The organism is Streptomyces sp. SP18CS02 (genome assembly GCF_036322365.1).
Lineage (GTDB): Bacteria > Actinomycetota > Actinomycetes > Streptomycetales > Streptomycetaceae > Streptomyces.
The window spans coordinates 119,687-139,734 of the sequence record NZ_JAQYXC010000294.1 but is presented as its reverse complement, the minus strand read 5'-3'; the positions used below and the strand labels follow the sequence as shown (position 1 = coordinate 139,734).

Here is a 20,048-nt window from a genome sequence, read left to right as displayed (position 1 = left end):
CTTTCAGATGTGACCAATGACGTGAAGGAAATTTTCAGCGCCACCGCACCGGCGCCCGCCGCCCTCGCGGCCAAGGTGCGCACGCTCGCGCCGTCCATGACGCGCTCCATGCAGCGGGTCGCGGAAGCCGTCGCGGGCGACCCGGCGGGCTGCGCGGCCCTCACGGTCACCGGTCTCGCCGAGCTGACCGGCACCAGCGAGGCGACCGTGGTCCGCACCGCCAGGCTGCTCGGCTATCCGGGCTACCGGGACCTGCGGCTGGCGCTCGCCGGGCTCGCGGCCCAGCAGCAGTCCGGCCGGGCCCCGTCCGTCACCGCCGACATCGCCGTCGACGACCCCATCGCGGACGTCGTCGCCAAGCTGGCCTACGACGAACAGCAGACCCTCGCGGACACGGCGGCCGGCCTCGACACGGTCCAGCTCGGCGCGGCCGTCACCGCCCTCGCGGCCGCCCGGCGCACCGACATCTACGGCGTCGGCGCCTCCGGCCTGGTCGCCCAGGACCTCGCCCAGAAGCTGCTGCGCATCGGCCTGATCGCCCACGCGCACAGCGACCCGCACCTCGCCGTCACCAACGCGGTGCAGCTGCGCGCCGGCGACGTGGCCATCGCGATCACGCACTCCGGCTCCACCGGCGACGTCATAGAACCGCTCCGGGTCGCCTTCGACCACGGAGCGACGACGGTCGCGATCACCGGCCGCCCGGACGGGCCGGTCTCGCAGTACGCCGATCACCTGCTGACGACCTCCACGGCCCGCGAGAGCGAGCTGCGCCCGGCGGCCATGTCGTCGCGTACCAGCCAACTCCTGGTCGTGGACTGCCTTTTCACGGGAGTCACCCAGCGCACGTACGAGACGGCCGCACCCGCGCTCGCCGCTTCCTACGAGGCGCTCGCCCACCGCCACTCGCCCCGCACCCGCTGATCGTCCGAAAGAGCCGCGCACCCATGACCTCGACGCACCCCTCGACGTCCTCCGCGACGCACTCCCCGGCCCCGGCCTCTGCCTCCGCCGCCCCGCACTCAACCACCGCACCGGCCTCGGCACCCGCCGAACTCCAGGCGCAGCTGGCCACCCTCACCACCGAGGCGTACCGGCCCGAGCTGGCGGAGATCGACCGGCTCCCGACGGCCGAGATCGCGCGGATCATGAACGGCGAGGACCACGCCGTCCCCGGCGCCGTCGCGGCGCAGCTGCCCCGGCTGGCGGCGGCGATCGACGCGACCGCCGACCGGATGGCGCGCGGCGGCCGGCTGGTCTACGCGGGCGCGGGGACGGCCGGACGGCTGGGCGTGCTGGACGCGAGCGAGTGCCCGCCCACCTTCAACACCGACCCCTCGCAGGTCATCGGGCTGATCGCGGGCGGCCCCACGGCGATGGTCGAGGCCGTCGAGGGCGCGGAGGACTCACCGTCGCTGGCGGCGGACGACCTGGCCGCGCTCGCCCTGACGGCCGACGACACGGTGGTCGGGGTCTCGGCGTCGGGCCGCACTCCGTACGCGATCGGGGCGGTCGAGTACGCCCGGAGTGTCGGCGCGCTGACCATCGGCCTCTCCTGCAACGCGGGCAGCGCGCTGGCAGCGGCCGCCGAACACGGCATCGAGGTCGTCGTCGGCCCCGAACTGCTCACCGGATCCACCCGGTTGAAGGCCGGTACGGCGCAGAAGCTGGTCCTCAACATGCTGTCGACGATCACGATGATCCGGCTCGGCAAGACGTACGGAAACCTGATGGTCGACGTCCGCGCGTCGAACGACAAGCTGCGGGCCCGCTCACGCCGGATCGTCTCGCTCGCCACGGGCGCGCCGGACGAGGAGATCGAGGCCGCCCTCGCCGCCACGGACGGCGAGGTGAAGAACGCGATCCTCACCCTCCTCGGTGATGTCGACGCGCCCACGGCGGCACTTCTGCTGGCCCAGTCCCAGGGCCACCTGAGGGCAGCGCTCCACGCGGCCCTCCGCACCGCGCCCCCGCACACCGCGCCCTGATCCCTCGCCCGTGAGCGCGCCCCGCCCGGCCCCCCTCGCCCGTGAGCGCGCCCCGCCCGGCCCCCTCCCCCACCCACAGCACCCTGTACGCCCCCCACAGCAAGGTGCCACCATGACCCCACCCGACGCGAAGAACCGCGCCATCGCCGCCGCCCTGCTCCCCCTCGTCGGCGGCGCCGGGAACATCACCTCCGTCGCCCACTGCATGACCCGCCTCCGCCTCGGGCTGCGCGACCGTGCCCTCGTCCAGGACGAGGAGCTCAAGGCCCTGCCGGCCGTCCTCGGGGTCGTGGAGGACGAGACGTACCAGGTCGTCCTCGGCCCCGGAACGGTCGCACGGGTCACCCCCGAGTTCGAGGCCCTGGTCGAGGCCGGCCGGTCCGAGACCGAACCGACCGCCCCCACGCCCGCCGACCCCACTGGCCCCACCAGCTCTACCGGCCTCACTGGCCCCACCGGCTCTACCAGCCCCACCGGTTCCACACCGGCGAGCCCCGCACCGGCGACCGCCGATGGCCTCGCCGCCCAGGGCGCCGCCCTCCGGGCCGCGCGGACGTCACGGAACTCCACCCCGTTCAAGATCTTCCTGCGCAGGATCGCGAACATCTTCGTCCCGCTCATCCCGGCCCTCATCGGCTGCGGCATCATCGCGGGCCTGAACGGTCTGCTCGTCAATCTGCACTGGCTGCCCGCGCTCACCCCCGCGCTCGCCGCCATCGCCTCGGGCTTCATGGCCCTGATCGCCGTCTTCGTCGGCTTCAACACCGCCAAGGAGTTCGGCGGTACGCCGGTCCTGGGCGGCGCCGTGGCCGCGATCATCGTCTACGCGGGCGTGGCGAGGATCGAGGCGTTCGGTCAGCGGCTCTCCCCCGGGCAGGGCGGTGTCCTCGGCGCGCTGGGCGCGGCGGTCCTGGCCGTGTACGTGGAGAAGTGGTGCCGCCGCCGGGTACCGGAGGCGCTCGACGTCCTCGTCACCCCCACACTGACCGTGCTGGTCTCCGGTCTGGTCACCCTCTACGGCCTGATGTTCGTCGCGGGCGAGGTGTCGGCCGCGATCGGCGACTTCGCCGACTGGCTCCTCGTCCACGGCGGCGCGGGCGCGGGCTTCGTGCTGGGCGGGCTCTTCCTGCCCCTGGTCATGCTGGGCCTGCACCAGGCGCTGATCCCCATCCACACCACCCTGATCGAGCAGCAGGGTTTCACCGTGCTGCTCCCCATCCTGGCGATGGCGGGCGCCGGCCAGGTCGGTGCCGCGGTCGCCGTGTACGTCAGGCTCCGCCGCAACACCTCGATCCGCCGCACCATCAGGTCGGCGCTGCCGGCCGGGCTGCTGGGGGTCGGCGAGCCCCTGATCTACGGTGTATCGCTCCCGCTGGGCCGCCCGTTCGTCACCGCCTGCGTGGGCGGCGCGTTCGGCGGCGGATTCGTGGGGCTGTTCAGCATGCTGGGCGACAAGGTCGGTTCGACCGCGATCGGCCCGTCGGGCTGGGCGCTCTTCCCGCTCCTGGCCGGTGACCGGGGCCTGGACGGCACGACGGTCGCGATCTACGCGGGCGGGCTGCTGACCGGGTACGTCATGGGCTTCCTGGCCACGTACTTCTTCGGCTTCGGCAGGCGTCTGCTCCTCGACTTCGACGTGGACCCGGCCGAGGGGGCGACGCCCCCCGCCACCCCGGCCGACGGAGGCCCGGCCGACGGGGGCCCGGCCAAGGAGCCCGCCACCGTGTAGCCCCCGCGTCGGCCCCCGGCCGCACCCAACCCCTGCGCGCGGGGGGCGAGCAGGGGCGGGAAGTCGGTGGGCAGTCGGTGGGGAGCCGTGGGGGCCGGGGGGCGGCCCGGGGGGGGGACTCAGCCCACGCCGAGCTGCCGCATCAGGGAGATGACGTCGAAGTGGAACCAGCCTTCCTGGATCTTCCCGTCATGGCACCGGAAGACGGTGGTGCCGGTCATGGTGCACTGCCTGCCCGTGGGTGCCCGTCCCATGAAGTCACCCTGGTGGGTACCGGTCCAGGTCCACAGGGTGCACACGTCGTCGCCCTCGCAGATCTGCCGGTCGATGTCGAAGCGGAAGTCGAAGGCGTCGCGCCATCCACTGACGTCACCGCGTATGACGTGGCTTCCGACCGTGACGTCCTCCTCCTTCATGATGTCGTGATCGCGGTAGTCGGCCGCGAACACCTCGTCGATCAGGCCGAGGTTGCCCTCCTGCGCTATCTCGCCGAAGAACCGGCGGGCGAGCTCCTTGTTGAGCTGCTCGTCCCGGACCACTTCGAGGTCGGTGAAGGTGGGTTCGGCGTCGCAGAGGGCGACCATCTCCTGGAAGATCCGGCCCGTCTCCGGCAGCCGGGAGTTCCGCATGGCCTCCTCGTACGAGGGGAACTCGACGATCTCGACGTAGTGGCTGTCGTCCGACCGGTCCTTGCCGATCACGCTGTGGGTGGCGGTCCGCTTGCCCTTGGTCTGTTCGACCCACTGGTCCATGAGCCGGTTCATGTCGTCGAACCGCTCGGTCTTACAGTCGATGAGCTGCACGAATGTCATGACGTCTCCCGATGTGGGCGGATATGTTCATCCTAGGCTCATGGTTCTGGGCAGGCGCCCCGCCGGTCGAGCTCCCACACCCGCACCCGCAGGACCTCTCCGGGCGGTGCCGTGCTCAGCACAGGGACCGGGCCGTCCCACTCCCGTCCGCCGCCGGGCGGGCGCAGCCGCCGACGCCCCCCATGACCCGGCCGACGCGCCCGTCCCGCGCCTCGACCGCGTACCCGTCGCCGCCCGTCACCGGCGGGCCTCGTGGAGGACGGCGACGATCCGCATCGCCATGTCCAGGTTGCACCGCCCCAGGTCCACCAACGGACAGGCCACGTCGCTCGCGGCCGTCACCGGGTCCACGCGCAGGGACGGCAGGATCACGCCCGCCTCGCCCAGCGCTCCGCGCAGCCGGGCCACCACTTCCTCGGCCGCCCGCAGCCGATCCGTCGATCGCATCGCCATGACCTGGCACCTCCACTCTCCGTGTCCGGGATCCCTGCACAGAGTGGTCGATCAAGGGCCGGCCTGAACAGTGGCAACGGCTCAACAACCCCATCGGTGCACACGGGAGTTGACACGTGGCCGGACCCGAGGAGCTCGATCCGTCCTCCTCCCCGAGGGCGCTGCCCGGCGCGGAACCGCGTCACGCCAGCGAAAACGCGGGCCCCGGCCGGGAAGCGCCGGGCCGGCCGCTCTTCGTCAGCGGCTCGTTCATCGGTCAACCGGAGGCGGGAACTCGCCGCATGGGGAACGGCGCAGATGGCCCCCGAGCTCAAGCTCCGGGGCCTGCGCGTGCTTCCCGGCAGGCGCTTGGGCGTCGAAACGCCCGAGGGCGGCACCCCTCGAAGAAGGGGTGCCGCCCTCGGAACGTGAAGGACGTGTCCGATCCGGGAGGATCAGAAGTCCATGTCACCGCCCGGCATGCCACCCGGGGCGGCCGCGCCGGCCTTCTCGGGCTTGTCGGCGATGACGGCCTCGGTGGTGAGGAACAGCGCCGCGATGGAGGCCGCGTTCTGCAGGGCAGAGCGGGTCACCTTCGCGGGGTCGAGGATGCCCTCGGCGATCATGTCGACGTACTCGCCGGTCGCGGCGTTCAGACCGTGACCGATCGGAAGGTTGCGCACCTTCTCGACGACGACGCCGCCCTCGAGGCCACCGTTGACGGCGATCTGCTTCAGCGGGGCCTCCAGCGCCAGCTTCACGGCGGCGGCACCGGTGGCCTCGTCACCCTCGAGCTCAAGCTTCTCGAAGACCGAGGAAGCCTGGAGCAGGGCCACGCCACCACCGGCGACGATGCCCTCCTCGACGGCGGCCTTGGCGTTGCGCACCGCGTCCTCGATGCGGTGCTTGCGCTCCTTGAGCTCGACCTCGGTGGCGGCACCGGCCTTGATGACGGCCACGCCGCCGGCCAGCTTCGCCAGACGCTCCTGGAGCTTCTCGCGGTCGTAGTCCGAGTCGCTGTTCTCGATCTCGGCACGGATCTGGTTGACGCGGCCCTGGACCTGCTCGCTGTCACCGGAGCCGTCGACGATGGTCGTCTCGTCCTTGGTGATGACGACCTTGCGGGCGCGGCCCAGGAGGTCGAGGGTGGCGTTCTCGAGCTTGAGACCGACCTCCTCGGAGATGACCGTGCCACCGGTGAGGATGGCGATGTCGTTCAGCATGGCCTTGCGGCGGTCGCCGAAGCCCGGGGCCTTGACGGCGACGGACTTGAAGGTGCCGCGGATCTTGTTGACGACCAGGGTCGACAGGGCCTCGCCCTCGACGTCCTCGGCGATGATCAGCAGCGGCTTGCCCGACTGCATGACCTTCTCCAGCAGCGGAAGGAGGTCCTTCACGTTGCTGATCTTCGAGTTGACGATGAGGATGTACGGGTCGTCGAGCGACGCCTCCATACGCTCCATGTCGGTGGCGAAGTACGCCGAGATGTAGCCCTTGTCGAAGCGCATACCCTCGGTGAGCTCCAGCTCCAGACCGAAGGTCTGGGACTCCTCGACGGTGATGACGCCTTCCTTGCCGACCTTGTCCATGGCCTCGGCGATGAGCTCGCCGATCTGGGTGTCGGCGGCGGAGATGGAGGCCGTGGAAGCGATCTGCTCCTTGGTCTCGACATCCTTCGCCTGCTCCAGCAGCGCACCGGAGACGGCCTCGACGGCCTTCTCGATGCCGCGCTTGAGGGCCATCGGGTTGGCGCCGGCGGCGACGTTGCGCAGACCCTCGCGGACGAGCGCCTGGGCGAGGACGGTCGCGGTGGTCGTACCGTCACCGGCGACGTCGTCCGTCTTCTTGGCGACTTCCTTGACCAGCTCGGCGCCGATCTTCTCGTACGGGTCCTCGAGCTCGATCTCCTTGGCGATGGAAACACCATCGTTGGTGATCGTGGGGGCGCCCCACTTCTTCTCGAGGACGACGTTGCGACCCTTGGGGCCCAGGGTCACCTTGACGGCGTCGGCGAGCTGGTTCATGCCGCGCTCGAGGCCGCGCCGTGCCTCCTCGTCGAACGCGATGATCTTGGCCATGTGAAGTGGTCCTCCCGGACAGGGGTGGAAAAGCCGGACCGCGCTGGTGCCCGCGACGGACGGCCTGCACGCCTGTGGTTCCTTGCCCCACCGGCCTGCGAGCCTCACCGACCCGGTCCTTCGGTGGCACTCTCACTGTCAGAGTGCTAACGCAATGATTAGCACTCGACCCCTGCGAGTGCAAGCGCCCACCGGGTATCGGACAGCCGGATCCGGGCAGACGCGCCAGGGCGCTCACGGGCAGGCGCGGGCGGCGCCGTCACGGGCCCCCGCGGGGGCGTACGGGACCCCGGCGCGGGGCGCGGGCATACGCGAGGGGCCCGTATCCCTCCTCGGATACGAGCCCCTCGGCGCTGCTGAGTCGATGGTCGATCGAACGCGCGGCACTCAGCCGGCGGCGAGCTTGACCATGTCCGCCTGCGGACCCTTCTGGCCCTGCGAGATCTCGAACTCGACCCGCTGACCTTCTTCAAGGGTGCGGTACCCGTCCATCTGGATCGCGCTGTAGTGGACGAAAACATCCGCACCACCGTCGACCGCGATGAAGCCGTACCCCTTCTCCGCGTTGAACCACTTGACGGTGCCCTGAGCCATGCCTAACTCCCCTATTACTGGCCCTTGCGCAGGACCGCACTTCGCGGACCCTGGGTCAGACCTCGCCCCCCGATGAATCCCTGGACCCGGAGGCCCGTAAGAACCCAGGAGACGTGCGCCGGAACGCGTCGACCGCGGCTGAATGTATCTGCCCAACTGCCCTCTGCAACAGGTCAATCGGACGAGAAATCCGAGCGCCCGTGAACGGAAATATCGGCGAATTGAGCGGAATCCGGGGCAAGTCGGGCCCGACAAAGCACGCATTCGGCGCATTGCACATGGACACTTTGGCTGCTTCTTGATGGGGCGCGGCGCATTCTCATATGCGCGGGGCACCTGCAGCGGCGGGGACTTCCCCAACTCTACCGCGCTCAACCCTGCAAATTGCCCCCTCCGCTTTCCGGTGCGGAGGGGGCAACAGTTGTGCGGGTGAAAAGGTGGGCGGTCAGCAGCCGCCCGCCACGGCGGGAATGATCGAAACGCCCACGCCGTCGGGCGTGGCGGTCTCCAGACCCTGTTCGAACCGCACGTCGTCGTCGTTGACGTAGACGTTGACGAAGCGGCGCAGCTTGCCCTGGTCGTCCAGGACGCGGGCGGCGATGCCCGGGTGGTTGGCCTCCAGCGACGCGATGACCTCGGAGAGGGTTCCGCCCTCGGCCGACACCTCGGCCTGGCCGCCCGTGTACGTGCGGAGGATGGTGGGGATGCGGACGTTGACGCTCACAGGTTTCTCCTCAGGGTTTCAGCGGGCCAGGCCGGCGTCGCGGAACGCGTCCAGGCTGGGGCGGATGGTCGCGGTCGGGCCGGTGGTCGGGGCCACGGCGTCGAGGGTCTTCAGGCCGTCACCGGTGTTCAGGACGACGGTGGTGAGCGTGGGGTCGAGGAGGCCGGCCTCGATCAGCTTCCTGGTCACACCCACCGTCACGCCGCCCGCGGTCTCGGCGAAGATGCCCTCGGTGCGGGCCAGCAGCTTGATCGCGTCCACGACCTGCTCGTCGTCGACGTCCTCGACCGCGCCGCCGGTGCGGCGGGCGATGTCCAGCACGTAGGGGCCGTCGGCCGGGTTGCCGATGGCGAGCGACTTGGCGATGGTGTCCGGCTTCTGGGGCCGTACGACGTCGTGGCCCGCCTTGAAGGCGGTGGAGACCGGGGAGCAGCCCTCGGCCTGGGCGCCGAAGATCTTGTACGGCCTGTCCTCGACGAGGCCCAGCCTGATGAGCTCCTGGAGACCCTTGTCGATCTTCGTGAGCTGGGAGCCGGAGGCGATCGGGATGACCAGCTGGTCGGGCAGCCGCCAGCCGAGCTGCTCGCAGATCTCGTACGCGAGGGTCTTGGAGCCCTCCGCGTAGTACGGGCGCAGGTTGACGTTGACGAAGCCCCAGCCCTCGCCCAGCGGGTCGCCGATGAGCTCGGAGCAGAAGCGGTTCACGTCGTCGTAGTTGCCCTCGATGCCGACGAGCTCGCCGCCGTAGACCGCGGCCATGACGACCTTGCCCTGCTCCAGGTCGTGCGGGATGAACACGCAGGAGCGGAAGCCCGCCCGGGCGGCGGCGGCGCCGACCGCGCCGGCCAGGTTGCCGGTGGAGGAGCACGAGAGGGTGGTGAAGCCGAAGGCGCGGGCGGCCTCCAGGGCCTGCGCGACGACGCGGTCCTTGAAGGAGTGCGTCGGGTTGCCGGAGTCGTCCTTGACGAACAGCTTTCCGGGGGCCACGCCGAGTTCGCGGGCGAGGTTGTCGGCCTTGACGAGCTTGGTCCAGCCGGGGTTCAGGTTGGGCTTGTCCGTCACGTCGGCGGGGACGGGCAGCAGCGGTGCGTATCGCCAGATGTTGGCGGGGCCCGCCTCGATCCGCTCGCGAAGGGCCTCCGGGTCACCGGTCGGCAGGTCGTAGGCGATTTCCAGCGGCCCGAAACACAGTTCACAGGCGAAGATCGGGCCGAGGGGGAAACGCTCACCGCATTCCCGACAGGAAAGCGCGGCGGCCGGACCGAGGTCGACGGTCTTGGGGGTGGCAACAGTCTGTACAGCCATGGAGGCGAGGCCCTTTCTCCTCATCTTCCTCATGGCGCATCTCGCCATGAGACGGATTTGGCACCTTCCCTAGCCGGGGCCTCGCGGAATTCCACGCGTGCGCGGTGCACCACCGGGATGGTGACCGGGACGGGTGGGCGAGTGCCGACTGGAGGGTTGCCGGGGCTTCAACGGGCCGTTTCCCTCTGCCCCTCTGGATGAGCGGTATTCGATTGTGTGGCGCGGGCCCCCGACATGCGACGGTCATCCGCGTTGTTCAAGACTGTAACCGAACACACCGGGCGGTTGAGATGGTCGTCCGACCCGCGAGATGGAGATCACGTGCTGGATGAGGTGGAGCGCTGGCTGCCCCGGCGGTCCTGGTCCGTGTCCGACCGGCCGCTCGGGATGCTGCTCGCGGCGAAGCGCTCGACGCGGGTCAGCGTGGTGCTGCCCGCGCTGAACGAGGAGGCGACGGTCGGGGAGATCGTCACCGTGATCCGCCGTGAGCTGATGTCGGCCGAGGTGCCTCTCGTCGACGAGCTGGTGGTGATCGACTCGGGCTCCACCGACCGTACGGCGGAGGTGGCCGCGGCCGCCGGGGCGCGGGTGGTGGCGCGGGACGCGATACTCCCCCGCATACCGGCCGTGCCGGGCAAGGGCGAGGTGCTGTGGCGCTCGCTGCTGGTGACCGGCGGGGACGTGGTGTGCTTCGTCGACGCGGACCTGCGGGAGTTCTCGGCGGACTTCGTGACGGGGATCGTGGGGCCGCTGCTGACCGACCCGTCGGTGGAGTTCGTGAAGGCGATGTACGAGCGGCCGCTGGGGGACGCGCCCGGTCAGGGCGGGCGGGTGACCGAGCTGGTGGCCAGGCCGCTGCTGAACCTGCACTGGCCGCAGCTCGCCGGGTTCGTCCAGCCGCTGGGCGGCGAGTACGCGGCGCGGCGCTCGCTGCTGGAGCGGCTGCCCTTCCCGGTCGGCTACGGCGTGGAGCTGGGCCTGCTGGTCGACGCGCTGCACACGGTCGGGCTGGACGCGCTGGCGCAGGTGGACGTGGGGGTGCGGCTGCACCGCCATCAGGACGACCGGGCGCTGGGCCGGATGGCGGCGGCGATCTACCGGACGGCCCAGCTGCGGCTGTCGCGGGGCCATCTGGTGCGGCCCCGGCTGACCCAGTTCGACCGGGGCGACGACGGTTTCGTACCGCGTACGCACCCGGTGGACACGGAGGAGCGGCCGCCGATGGCCGGGATCGCGGAGTACGCGCGCCGCCGCGTGGCGTGACCGGCCGCACGTTTGAGCGTTTCCGCTTCGGGCTAGGTTCGGCTACATGGTCTCCGAGGAGCGTCACGAACACGAAGCAGCCCGGATCCTGGTCGCCTCGAACCGCGGACCGGTGAGCTACGTCCCGCGCGAGGACGGCACGCTCGACGCCCGCAGGGGCGGGGGCGGGCTGGTGTCGGGACTGTCGGCGATCGGGCCGGACGCCGGTGCGCTGTGGGTGTGCGCCGCGCTGGGCGACGGCGACCGGCAGGCGGTGCGCGACGGCATCGCCGAGCCCGGGGTGCGCATGCTCGACATCGACGCCGGCGTGCACGCCGACGCGTACAACGGCATCGCGAACTCGGTGCTGTGGTTCGTCCACCACATGCTGTACCAGACACCGCTGGAGCCGGTCTTCGACGCGGAGTTCCGGCGGCAGTGGGGCGCCTACCGGACGTACAACCGGGCGTTCGCGGAGGCGCTGGCGGCGGAGGCGGCGCCCGGGGCCGCGGTGCTGATCCAGGACTACCACCTGGCGCTGGCACCGGGGATGCTCCGCGAGCTCCGCCCCGACCTGCGGATCGGCCACTTCTCGCACACCCCGTGGGCGCCCGCCGACTACTTCCGCATGCTGCCGGACGACATCGCCGAGGAGCTGCTCCTGGGGATGCTGGGCGCGGACCGGCTGGGGTTCCTGACCCAGCGGTGGGCGGACGCGTTCGCCGCGTGCTGCGGGCAGCTGGTGGGCGGTACGGGCACGACGCGGATCGGGGTGCACGGGCTGGGCGCCGACGCGGACTTCCTGCGGGAGCGCGCGCACCGGCCGGACGTGGACGAGCGGATGGCGGCGCTGCGCGAGCAGATCGGCGAGGGCCGCAGGACGATCGTGCGGGTGGACCGCACGGAGCTGTCGAAGAACATCGTGCGGGGGCTGCTGGCGTACCGGACGCTGCTGGAGGAGCACCCCGAGTGGCGCGAGCGGGTCGTGCACCTCGCCTTCGCGTACCCCTCGCGGCAGGACCTGGAGGTCTACCGGACGTACACCGAGGAGGTCTCGCGGGTCGCCGGGGAGATCAACGCGACGTACGGGACCGAGGGCTGGACTCCGGTCGTGCTGCATGTGAAGGACGACTTCGCGCGCTCGCTCGCCGCGTACCGGCTGGCCGACGTGGCGCTGGTCAACCCGATCCGGGACGGTATGAACCTGGTCGCCAAGGAGGTGCCGGTCGTCTCCGAACGGGGCTGTGCGCTGGTGCTGTCGCGGGAGGCGGGCGCCTACGCGGAGCTGCGGGACAGCGCGGTGACGGTGAACCCGTTCGACGTGACGGGCACGGCGGCGGCGCTGCACGAGGCCCTGACGATGCCGGACCACGAGCGGGCGGAGCGCACCAAGCACCTCGCGGCGGCGGCGACCGCCCTGCCGCCGGAGCGCTGGTTCCTGGACCAGCTGGAGGCGTTGCTCGCCACGGCGGAGTGAGGCGTTCCCCTTCCCGTCCCCGGGCGGCCGCGTAAGCGGCGGCGTCCGGGGCAGCCGGGTGCGGGAAGGGAGAATTGGTCATGAACCTGGCATACGGCTTACCGGACTCGTCCACCGAGTGGTTCTGGTTCCTGGGCGCGCTGGCGCTCTACGTGGGCGTGGGCCTGCTGCTGGACTACGCGATGTACCGGCGGCGGGGCGCCCGGAACCCCGCCAGGAAGGCGCTGGGCGGTCTGACGGACATGGAGACGCGGCAGCCGCCCGGGAGCCGCTTCCGCAGCCAGATGCTGCTGCTCGGCGGCGCGCTGCTGCTGGTGCCGGTGGCGCTGTGGACGTCGGGGGCGGTGCGGTACGTCTCCTTCGTCGTGGTCGGGGCAGCGGTGATCTGCGCCAAGGCGGTGTACGACCACCGCACGGAGGTGCGCCCGCCCGAACGGCGGTGAGGACGCGCCTGCCGGGGCCCGTCCGCTCCCGCCCCGGGCGCGGGCGGGAGCGCTCCCCGCGCGCGGGCGGGGGCAAGGGCGCGACGCTCCCTAGCGGGACGCCTCGCGGGCCAGCGCGGCCAGGGTCTCGGCCACGCCCGCCGGGCCCGGCAGGACGAGGTCGGCGCGGTCGGCCAGCTCCGGGACCTCCGTGCCGCTGCACACGAGCAGCCCGGGCACCCCGTCGGAGCGCAGCTTCTCGACGGCGGCGAACGCCGCGAGGTCGCCGAGGTCGTCGCCCGCGAACAGGACGGCGGCGGCGCCGATCTCCTGTGCGTACTCGGTGAGGGCAACGCCCTTGTCGACGCCGGGCGGACGCAGCTCCAGCACCATCCGGCCCGGTTCGAGGACCAGGCCGTGACGGGCGGCCAGGTCGCTCAGCGGGCCCTTCAGCGCCTCGAAGGCGGCCTGCGGGTCGTCGGCCCGCCGGGTGTGGACGGCGACGGCCCGGCCCTTCTCCTCTATCCAGGTGCCGCGCCAGGCGCCGACGCTCTCCAGGAAGCCGGGCAGCTCCGCCCGGACCGCCGCGACGCCCGGGTGCGCGGGGGCGGCGGTGACCGTGCCGGTCACGGCGTCCCAGCGCTCGGCGCCGTAGTGCCCGAGGACCACGAGGTGTTCCAGGCCGGGCACCCCGGCGAAGCCGCCGTACCGCACGGCGACCCCGGCGGGGCGGCCGGTGATGATGGCGACGGAGGCGACACGCGGTGCCAGCGCGCTGAGCGCGGGCACCACGGCCGGGTGGGCGCGGGCCTGCTCGGGGTCGGGCACGATGTCGGCCAGCGTGCCGTCGAAGTCGAGGGCGACGAGCGCCCGCTCCGGCCGCGCGAGGATCGCGGCGAGGCCGTCACGGCCGGCTGAAGTGGCGGGACGCGGCAAGGGTTCCGGGTTGCTGCCCATGTTCCGGACCCTATCCACGGCGGCGCCCCCGCACACCTCAGCGGCGGGCCTCGCGGGACTCCCGCATCCGGCGCAGGCGGTTGACCGTGACGGGGTCGTGGGCCAGGGCCCTCGGGTCGTCGAGGAGGGCGTTGAGCAGCTGGTAGTAGCGGACCGGGGAGAACCCGAGCTGTTCCCTGATCGCGCGTTCCTTGGCGCCGGGGCCCGGCCAGGAGCGCCGTTCCATGGCGAGGACGGCGCGGTCCCGGCCGGTGAGCCCCGACGGCGCGGCGGAGGCCGGTACGGGACCGGCCTCGGGCTCTGGCTCGGGCTGGGAACCGGCCTCGGCCTCGGGCTCGGAACCGGCCTCGGAGCGGGCGTCCGGGCGGGGGTCGGGATCGGCGGTCATATCAGCAACATAACGCCCGCCGGGATGCGGACGGAAAGCCCGTAGGGGGTGTCCCGCAGCCCTACTCCGCCGCCTCGGCGTCCCTGGCGTCACGGGCGATCTGCTCCAGCACGCTCTCCGGGCTGCCGTCGGGCTCGACCGCCTTGCCGATGTTCTTCTTGACGCTCTCGCTGACCTTGGCCCAGGAGGTCTCGCCCACCGGGTACAGCTCCGAGGCCGGCAGCGCCTGCAGGAACTCCTTCAGGTCCGCGTTGGCGGGGTTGGCCTGCATGGCGGCGCTGGCGGTGACGGTGACCGGCAGGATGTCGTACTGCTCGGAGAACCGGACCACGTTCTTGTCCTCGTAGACGTAGTCCAGGAACTCGCCGATCTCCTTGCGGTGGCCGTTCTGCTTGAACGCCATCATCCAGTCGGCGACACCCATCGCGGCCTTGGCCTTGCCCTTGACGCCGGGCAGCGGCACCTTGCCGACCTTCACACCCGCCTTCTCGGCCTTCTCCATCAGCGTGGGGTGGCCGTTGAGCATGCCGACCTCGCCGCGCGTGAAGGCGTCGAACGCCTGCTGGCGGTCGAGCTTGCCGGGGGCGACGGGACCGGTCAGGCCCTCGCCGACGAGGTTGTCCTTCAGCCAGGTGAAGGTCTCGATGTTCTCGGTCGAGGCGATCTCGTAGGTGCCGCCGGTGGAGTCGCGGTAGCCGCCCCCGCCGCTGAGAAGCCACATCATCGTCTCGGCCTGGGACTCCTCACTGCCGAGCGGCAGCGCGAAGGGGTACTTCACACCCTCGCCCTTGAGGGCCTTGGCGGCCTTCTCGATGTCGTCCCAGCTCTGGGGCGCCTTGACGCCCGCCTTCTCGAAGAGGTCCTCGTTGAAGAAGAGCAGGCGCGTGCTGGCCGCGAACGGCAGGCCGTACTGCACCCGGTCGACCTCGCCCGCCTTGCTGAGCAGTGGCAGGAAATTGGCCTGGGTGGGCACGGACACCAGGCTGTCGACGTCGTAGAGCTTGTCCTGCTCGGCGTAGTCGGCGTACGCGCCGATCTGCGCCAGGTCGGGGGCCGCGCCGTTCTTCACCATCTCGGCGACCTCGCGGTCGACGTCCTTCCAGGACAGGACCTGGACGTCGATCTTGATGCCGGGGTGACCCTTCTCGAACGAGCGGGCCACATCGTCCCAGTACTTCTTGGAGGTGTTGGCCTCGCTGCTGCCGTAGTCGGCGGCCACCAGCTTCAGGGTGACGTCCCCCGAGCCCCCGGAGGATCCACAGGCGGACAGCGTCGCCGCCATGCTCAGTGCGGCTACCGCCGCGGTCAGTCCCTTGTAGCGGCGCTGCACGACTGTTTCCCACCCTTTGCTCTACGTTGAGCTGCGATTTTCCCTCATGCAGGGGGATGAGGTCTACACCACCGGGGTATCGCTTCTGCAACTCTTGCCGGGTGAGGGCACTCGCCGCCGCGCACGACCCGGCACGTTCACGCCCTGTACGCGTACGACGCCGTAGGAGCCACGTCGCATGTCCCGTACCGCAACAGAGATAGCCACTCAGCCCGGTTGCTGGCGCCGCGCCGCCGAGGCCGCCGCATCGTTCGAGGGTCTGCCGAAGCCGGGAGAGCGGGTCGCCGTGACCGGCTGCGGCACGTCCTGGTTCATGGCGATCGCCTACGCCGCGCTGCGGGAGGCGGCGGGGCAGGGCGAGACGGACGCGTTCGCCTCGTCGGAGTTCCCGGCGGGCCGCGCGTACGACCGGGTCGTCGCCATCACCCGGTCGGGTACGACGACCGAGGTGCTGGACCTGCTGAGGGGCCTGCGCGGCAAGGTGCCGACGCTGGCCCTGACGGCCGACCCGGCCACCCCGGTCATGGACGCGGCGGACACGGTCGCGGTGCTCGACTGGGCGGACGAGGAATCGGTGGTGCAGACCCGCTTCGCGACGACGGCGCTGGCGTTCCTGCGGGCCGGCCTGGGCCCGGTGGAGGGCGTCAGGACGGTCGCCGAGGCGGCGCTGGACGCGGAGCTCGCGGTGACCGAGCCGCTGCCGGAGGCGGTGCTGGGCGCCGAGCAGTGGACGTTCCTGGGCCGCGGCTGGACGTACGGGCTGGCCCTGGAGGCGGGCCTGAAGATGCGTGAGGCGGCCGGGGCGTGGACGGAGTCGTACCCGGCGATGGAGTACCGCCACGGTCCGATCTCCATCACCGGCCCGGGCCGGGTGGCCTGGGTCTTCGGCGACCTCCCCGAGGGGCTGGCGGCGGACGTGGCGCGGGTCGGCGGCACGCTGCACGCGCACGCTTCCGCGGACCCGCTCGCCGACCTGATCCGCGCGCAGCGGCTGGCGGTCGCCCTGGCGGAGTCCAGGGGCCACGACCCGGACCGCCCGCGCAACCTGACCCGGAGCGTGATCCTGCCCTGACCCGGAGGGTGGTCCCGCCCTGACCCGGAAGGTGGTCCCGCCCTGACGCGGGGCGCGCGTCACGGGCCCGGGCCGTTGGGCCCGAACCACCGGCCCGAGCCACGGGGGGCGGGCCGGGCCCGGCGGCTCGCGCCCGGCGGTTCGCCCTGGCGGGCGATTTGTATGCAGCGGCAACAATCCTCGCGAGTGGACTAGACCTTTCGCGGTCGTACGAGCCACACTGTCTCCCGTGAGACACGTCATCGCCCTCGATGTGGGCGGCACCGGTATGAAAGCCGCCCTGGTCGGAGCGGACGGCACCCTGCTGTACGAGGCGCGCCGCGCCACCGGCCGGGAGCGCGGGCCCGACGCGGTCGTGGAGTCGATCCTCGACTTCGCCGCCGAGCTGCGCGCCCAGGGCCAGGAGCGGTACGGCCGCAGCGCCGTGGCCGCCGGTGTCGCCGTCCCCGGGATCATCGACGCCGACCGGGGCGTCGCGGTGTACGCCGCGAACCTCGGCTGGCGTGACGTACCGATGCGCGCGCTGCTGAGCGAGCGGCTCGACGGCGTACCCGTGGCCCTCGGGCACGACGTGCGCACCGGGGGCCTCGCCGAGGGGCGCATCGGCGCCGGCAAGGGCGCGGACCGGTTCCTGTTCGTGCCGCTCGGCACCGGCATCGCGGGCGCCATCGGCATCGCGGGCACCATCGAGGCGGGCGCGCACGGGTACGCCGGCGAGATCGGGCACATCGTGGTCCGTCCGGGCGGCCCCGCGTGCGGCTGCGGCCAGCGCGGCTGCCTGGAGACGCTCGCGTCCGCCGCCGCGGTGACCCGCGCCTGGGCCGAGGCGAGCGGCGACCCGGCCGCGGACGCGGCGGACTGCGCCAAGGCGGTCGAGTCGGGTGACCCCGCCGCCGTGCGGGTGTGGCGGGAGGCCGTCGACTCGCTCGCCGACGGGCTCGTGACCGCACTCACCCTGCTGGACCCCCGCACGCTCATCATCGGTGGCGGTCTGGCCGAGGCGGGGGAAACGTTGTTCACACCCCTTCGGGCCGCGGTCGAGGAGCGAGTGACGTTCCAGAAGCTGCCCGCCATCGTGCCGGCGGCCCTCGGGGACACCGCCGGGTGCCTGGGCGCCGGTCTGCTCGCCTGGGATCTCAGCTCCGACCGCCCCGCCGCACGCCCCACCGACTCGGAGGTTTCCGCCTGATGGCCGATCGCAAGGTTCTCGCCGGCGCCCGTGTGGTGCTGCCGACCGGGATCGTCGACAACGGGCGGGTGATCGTCGAGAACGGCCGCATCACCGGAAGCGGCCCCGCGGACGCCGCTGCCGGCTCCCCGGCGGGCGCCGCGACCGACGCCCCGGCCCTGGACCTGTCCGGGCACTGGATCGTCCCCGGCTTCGTCGACATGCACAACCACGGCGGTGGCGGCGCGTCCTTCACCTCCGGAACCGTCGACGAGATCCTGCACGGGGTGCACACCCACCGGCTGCACGGCACCACCACGGTCGTCGCCTCCACCGTCACCGGCGACATGGACCTCCTGGCCCGGCACGCGGGGCTGCTGTCCGAGCTGGCCGAGCAGGGCGACATCGCCGGCATCCACTTCGAGGGGCCGTTCATCTCGCCCTGCCGCAAGGGCGCCCACAGCGAGGAACTGCTGCGCGACCCGGACCCGGCCGAGGTGCGCAAGCTCGTCGACGCGGCGCGCGGCCGGGCCAGCATGGTCACCCTCGCCACCGAACTGCCCGGCGGTCTGGACTCCGTGCGCATGCTGGCCGACCACGGCGTCATCGCGGCGATCGGCCACACGGACGCCACCTACGAGCAGACCGTCGAGGCCATCGACGCGGGCGCCACCGTCGCCACCCACCTCTACAACGCGATGCCCGCCCTCGGCCACCGCGCCCCCGGTCCCATCGCCGCCCTCCTGGAGGACGAGCGGATCACCGTCGAGCTCATCAACGACGGTACGCACCTGCACCCGGCCGCACTGGAACTGGCGTTCCGTCACGCCGGCGCGGACCGGGTCGCGTTGATCACCGACGCGATGGACGCGGCGGGCTTCGGCGACAGCATGTACGACCTGGGCCCGCTCGCCGTCGAGGTGAAGGACGGCGTGGCCCGGCTGGTCGAGGGCGGCTCCATCGCGGGCTCCACCCTCACCCTGGACACCGCCTTCAAGCGCGCGGCGACCATCGACGGGCTGCCCGTCGAGTCGGTCGTGCGGGCCATCTCCGCCAACCCGGCCCGGCTGCTCGGCCTGGACGACAGGGTGGGGTCGCTGGAGGCCGGAAAGGACGCCGATCTGGTGGTCCTGGACGCGGAGTTCACCCTGAAGGGCGTCATGCGCAAGGGCGAATGGGTGGTTGAACCCCAACTGGGGTGATATCTGAGCGAATTGCTCCGCGGCGGTTGGCCGCCATTGCCCCGTGGGGGCTGGGCCAACCGCCTTCCGTTTGGCATGATCGGGCCCCGTAAGCGCAAGAACGGTTCACATCGGGGGTGTCACGGGTGATCCTGACGGTCACGCTCAACGCCGCCCTGGACATCACGTACACATGCGGCGCCCTGGTCCCGCACGCCTCGCACCGCGTCGACTCCGTCGCCGAACGGCCGGGCGGCAAGGGGCTCAACGTCGCCCGCGTGCTCGCCGCGCTCGGCCACGACACCGTCGTGACCGGCTTCGCGGGCGGTCACACGGGCGAGGTGGTGCGCGGGCTCCTCGCCCCGCTGCCCGTGCACGACGCGCTCGTCCCGATCGACGGCGCCACACGCCGCACCGTCGCCGTCGTCGACAGGGCGAGCGGCGACACCACCCAGCTCAACGAGCCGGGCCCGGCCGTCCTGCCCTCCGAGTGGTCCGCCCTGCTCGGCGCGTACGGCTCCCTCCTCGCGGACGCGGACGCCGTCGCCCTGTGCGGCAGCCTCCCGCCGGGCATCCACGTCGGCGCCTACGCGGAGCTGGTCCGCCGCGCCCGCGCCGCCGGTGTACCGGTGCTCCTGGACACCAGCGGCGAGCCGCTGCGGCGCGGCATCGCGGCCCGCCCCGACCTGGTCAAGCCCAACGCCGACGAGCTCGCCCGGCTCACCGGCGCCCGCGAGCCGCTGCGCGCCACCTGCGACGCCCGGCGCCGGGGAGCCCACGCGGTGGTCGCCTCCCTCGGGCCCGACGGCCTGCTGGCGGTCACCCCCGACGGCACCTGGCGGGCCACGCCGCCCGCCGCCGTGAAGGGCAACCCGGCGGGCGCGGGCGACTCGGTGGTGGCCGGTCTGCTCTCCGGCCTCGTCGAGAACCTCCCCTGGCCCGACCGGCTGGCCCGCGCCGTGGCGCTGTCCGCGGCGACGGTCATGGCCCCGGCGGCGGGCGAGTTCGACCCGCGCGCGTACCAGGAGCTGCTGCCCCGGGTGAGGGTGGACGCGCACGCGGCAGCGGCCTAGGCCGCCGCGGTACGGGACGAGCGGTACGAGCAGGAAGAACGCGGCGCACAGTACGAAGCACGCAGCACAGCGGAAG

19 protein-coding genes, 1 pseudogene and 1 riboswitch are annotated in these 20,048 nt (G+C 72.1%); of the genes and pseudogenes, 11 read left to right on the top strand and 9 right to left on the bottom strand.

Annotation, left to right across the window (positions count from 1 at the left end):
• Window positions 1-9: 9 nt before the first annotated feature.
• The 3 genes from PUR26_RS24985 to PUR26_RS24975 all read left to right on the top strand — a co-directional run bounded on the left by PUR26_RS24985 (window position 10) and on the right by PUR26_RS24975 (window position 3,717).
• On the top strand, window positions 10-924 hold the full coding sequence (locus PUR26_RS24985; protein WP_329875226.1) for a MurR/RpiR family transcriptional regulator: 915 nt from the start codon (window positions 10-12) through the stop codon (window positions 922-924).
• A 23-nt stretch (window positions 925-947) separates the two neighbouring features.
• A complete protein-coding gene (murQ, locus tag PUR26_RS24980; RefSeq protein WP_329875224.1) occupies window positions 948-1,988 on the top strand; it encodes an N-acetylmuramic acid 6-phosphate etherase in 1,041 nt (346 codons plus the stop codon).
• A gap of 112 nt (window positions 1,989-2,100) precedes the next feature.
• Window positions 2,101-3,717, top strand: coding sequence for a PTS transporter subunit EIIC (locus tag PUR26_RS24975; protein ID WP_329875222.1), 1,617 nt, complete (start codon window positions 2,101-2,103; stop codon window positions 3,715-3,717).
• A 119-nt stretch (window positions 3,718-3,836) separates the two neighbouring features.
• Here the strand turns inward: PUR26_RS24975 and PUR26_RS24970 are convergent, their stop codons facing one another.
• Window positions 3,837-4,529 carry an ester cyclase gene (locus PUR26_RS24970; protein WP_329875220.1) on the bottom strand — a complete coding sequence of 231 codons (693 nt, stop codon included), beginning with the start codon at window positions 4,527-4,529 and terminating at the stop codon, window positions 3,837-3,839.
• A 237-nt stretch (window positions 4,530-4,766) separates the two neighbouring features.
• Window positions 4,767-4,982, bottom strand: coding sequence for a hypothetical protein (locus tag PUR26_RS24965; RefSeq protein ID WP_329875218.1), 216 nt, complete (start codon window positions 4,980-4,982; stop codon window positions 4,767-4,769).
• A gap of 116 nt (window positions 4,983-5,098) precedes the next feature.
• Here PUR26_RS24965 and PUR26_RS24960 point away from each other — a divergent pair.
• Window positions 5,099-5,266, top strand: a pseudogene (locus PUR26_RS24960) (transcriptional regulator); the annotation flags it as partial.
• Between the two features lie 150 nt (window positions 5,267-5,416).
• On the opposite strand, the gene groL reads toward PUR26_RS24960, so the two are convergent.
• The 4 genes from groL to thrC form a co-directional block, all read right to left on the bottom strand.
• On the bottom strand, window positions 5,417-7,039 hold the full coding sequence (gene groL / locus PUR26_RS24955) for a chaperonin GroEL (protein WP_329875216.1): 1,623 nt from the start codon (window positions 7,037-7,039) through the stop codon (window positions 5,417-5,419).
• A 387-nt stretch (window positions 7,040-7,426) separates the two neighbouring features.
• The gene (locus PUR26_RS24950) at window positions 7,427-7,633 is read right to left on the bottom strand and encodes a cold-shock protein (protein ID WP_008743607.1); all 207 of its coding nucleotides are present in this window, start codon (window positions 7,631-7,633) and stop codon (window positions 7,427-7,429) included.
• 445 nt (window positions 7,634-8,078) lie between these two features.
• Window positions 8,079-8,357: a MoaD/ThiS family protein gene (locus PUR26_RS24945; RefSeq protein ID WP_329875207.1), complete on the bottom strand. Its 279-nt coding sequence runs from the start codon at window positions 8,355-8,357 to the stop codon at window positions 8,079-8,081.
• Between the two features lie 18 nt (window positions 8,358-8,375).
• Window positions 8,376-9,686, bottom strand: a complete 1,311-nt coding sequence (thrC, locus tag PUR26_RS24940; RefSeq protein WP_329875205.1) for a threonine synthase — start codon at window positions 9,684-9,686, stop codon at window positions 8,376-8,378.
• Window positions 9,680-9,866: riboswitch (SAM riboswitch) on the bottom strand. (Overlaps the previous gene by 7 nt.)
• Window positions 9,867-9,983: 117 nt before the next feature.
• Here thrC and PUR26_RS24935 point away from each other — a divergent pair.
• The 3 genes from PUR26_RS24935 (at window position 9,984) to PUR26_RS24925 (ending at window position 12,824) form a co-directional block, all read left to right on the top strand.
• Window positions 9,984-10,925, top strand: a complete 942-nt coding sequence (locus PUR26_RS24935; RefSeq protein WP_329875203.1) for a glucosyl-3-phosphoglycerate synthase — start codon at window positions 9,984-9,986, stop codon at window positions 10,923-10,925.
• 46 nt (window positions 10,926-10,971) lie between these two features.
• The gene (locus PUR26_RS24930; protein ID WP_329875201.1) at window positions 10,972-12,381 is read left to right on the top strand and encodes an alpha,alpha-trehalose-phosphate synthase (UDP-forming); all 1,410 of its coding nucleotides are present in this window, start codon (window positions 10,972-10,974) and stop codon (window positions 12,379-12,381) included.
• 80 nt (window positions 12,382-12,461) lie between these two features.
• Window positions 12,462-12,824 (top strand): hypothetical protein, encoded by a 363-nt coding sequence (locus PUR26_RS24925; RefSeq protein ID WP_329875199.1) that lies wholly within the window; start codon window positions 12,462-12,464, stop codon window positions 12,822-12,824.
• A gap of 90 nt (window positions 12,825-12,914) precedes the next feature.
• Here PUR26_RS24925 and otsB read toward each other — a convergent pair whose 3' ends face one another.
• The 3 genes from otsB to PUR26_RS24910 form a co-directional block, all read right to left on the bottom strand.
• A complete protein-coding gene (gene otsB / locus PUR26_RS24920) occupies window positions 12,915-13,760 on the bottom strand; it encodes a trehalose-phosphatase (protein ID WP_329875197.1) in 846 nt (281 codons plus the stop codon).
• A 37-nt stretch (window positions 13,761-13,797) separates the two neighbouring features.
• Window positions 13,798-14,148, bottom strand: a complete 351-nt coding sequence (locus PUR26_RS24915) for a DUF3263 domain-containing protein (RefSeq protein ID WP_329875195.1) — start codon at window positions 14,146-14,148, stop codon at window positions 13,798-13,800.
• Window positions 14,149-14,209: 61 nt separating this feature from the next.
• The gene (locus PUR26_RS24910) at window positions 14,210-15,478 is read right to left on the bottom strand and encodes an extracellular solute-binding protein (protein WP_443077156.1); all 1,269 of its coding nucleotides are present in this window, start codon (window positions 15,476-15,478) and stop codon (window positions 14,210-14,212) included.
• 178 nt (window positions 15,479-15,656) lie between these two features.
• Between PUR26_RS24910 and PUR26_RS24905 the strand changes: the two genes are divergently transcribed.
• The 4 genes from PUR26_RS24905 to PUR26_RS24890 all read left to right on the top strand — a co-directional run bounded on the left by PUR26_RS24905 (window position 15,657) and on the right by PUR26_RS24890 (window position 19,972).
• Window positions 15,657-16,550, top strand: coding sequence for an SIS domain-containing protein (locus PUR26_RS24905; protein WP_329875193.1), 894 nt, complete (start codon window positions 15,657-15,659; stop codon window positions 16,548-16,550).
• Between the two features lie 229 nt (window positions 16,551-16,779).
• Window positions 16,780-17,739, top strand: a complete 960-nt coding sequence (locus PUR26_RS24900; RefSeq protein ID WP_329875191.1) for an ROK family protein — start codon at window positions 16,780-16,782, stop codon at window positions 17,737-17,739.
• A complete protein-coding gene (gene nagA, locus PUR26_RS24895; RefSeq protein ID WP_329875189.1) occupies window positions 17,739-18,920 on the top strand; it encodes an N-acetylglucosamine-6-phosphate deacetylase in 1,182 nt (393 codons plus the stop codon). The genes PUR26_RS24900 and nagA overlap by 1 nt, the downstream gene beginning before the upstream one ends.
• Before the next feature lie 125 nt (window positions 18,921-19,045).
• A complete protein-coding gene (locus PUR26_RS24890; protein ID WP_329875187.1) occupies window positions 19,046-19,972 on the top strand; it encodes a 1-phosphofructokinase family hexose kinase in 927 nt (308 codons plus the stop codon).
• The last annotated feature ends 76 nt before the right edge of the window (window positions 19,973-20,048 follow it).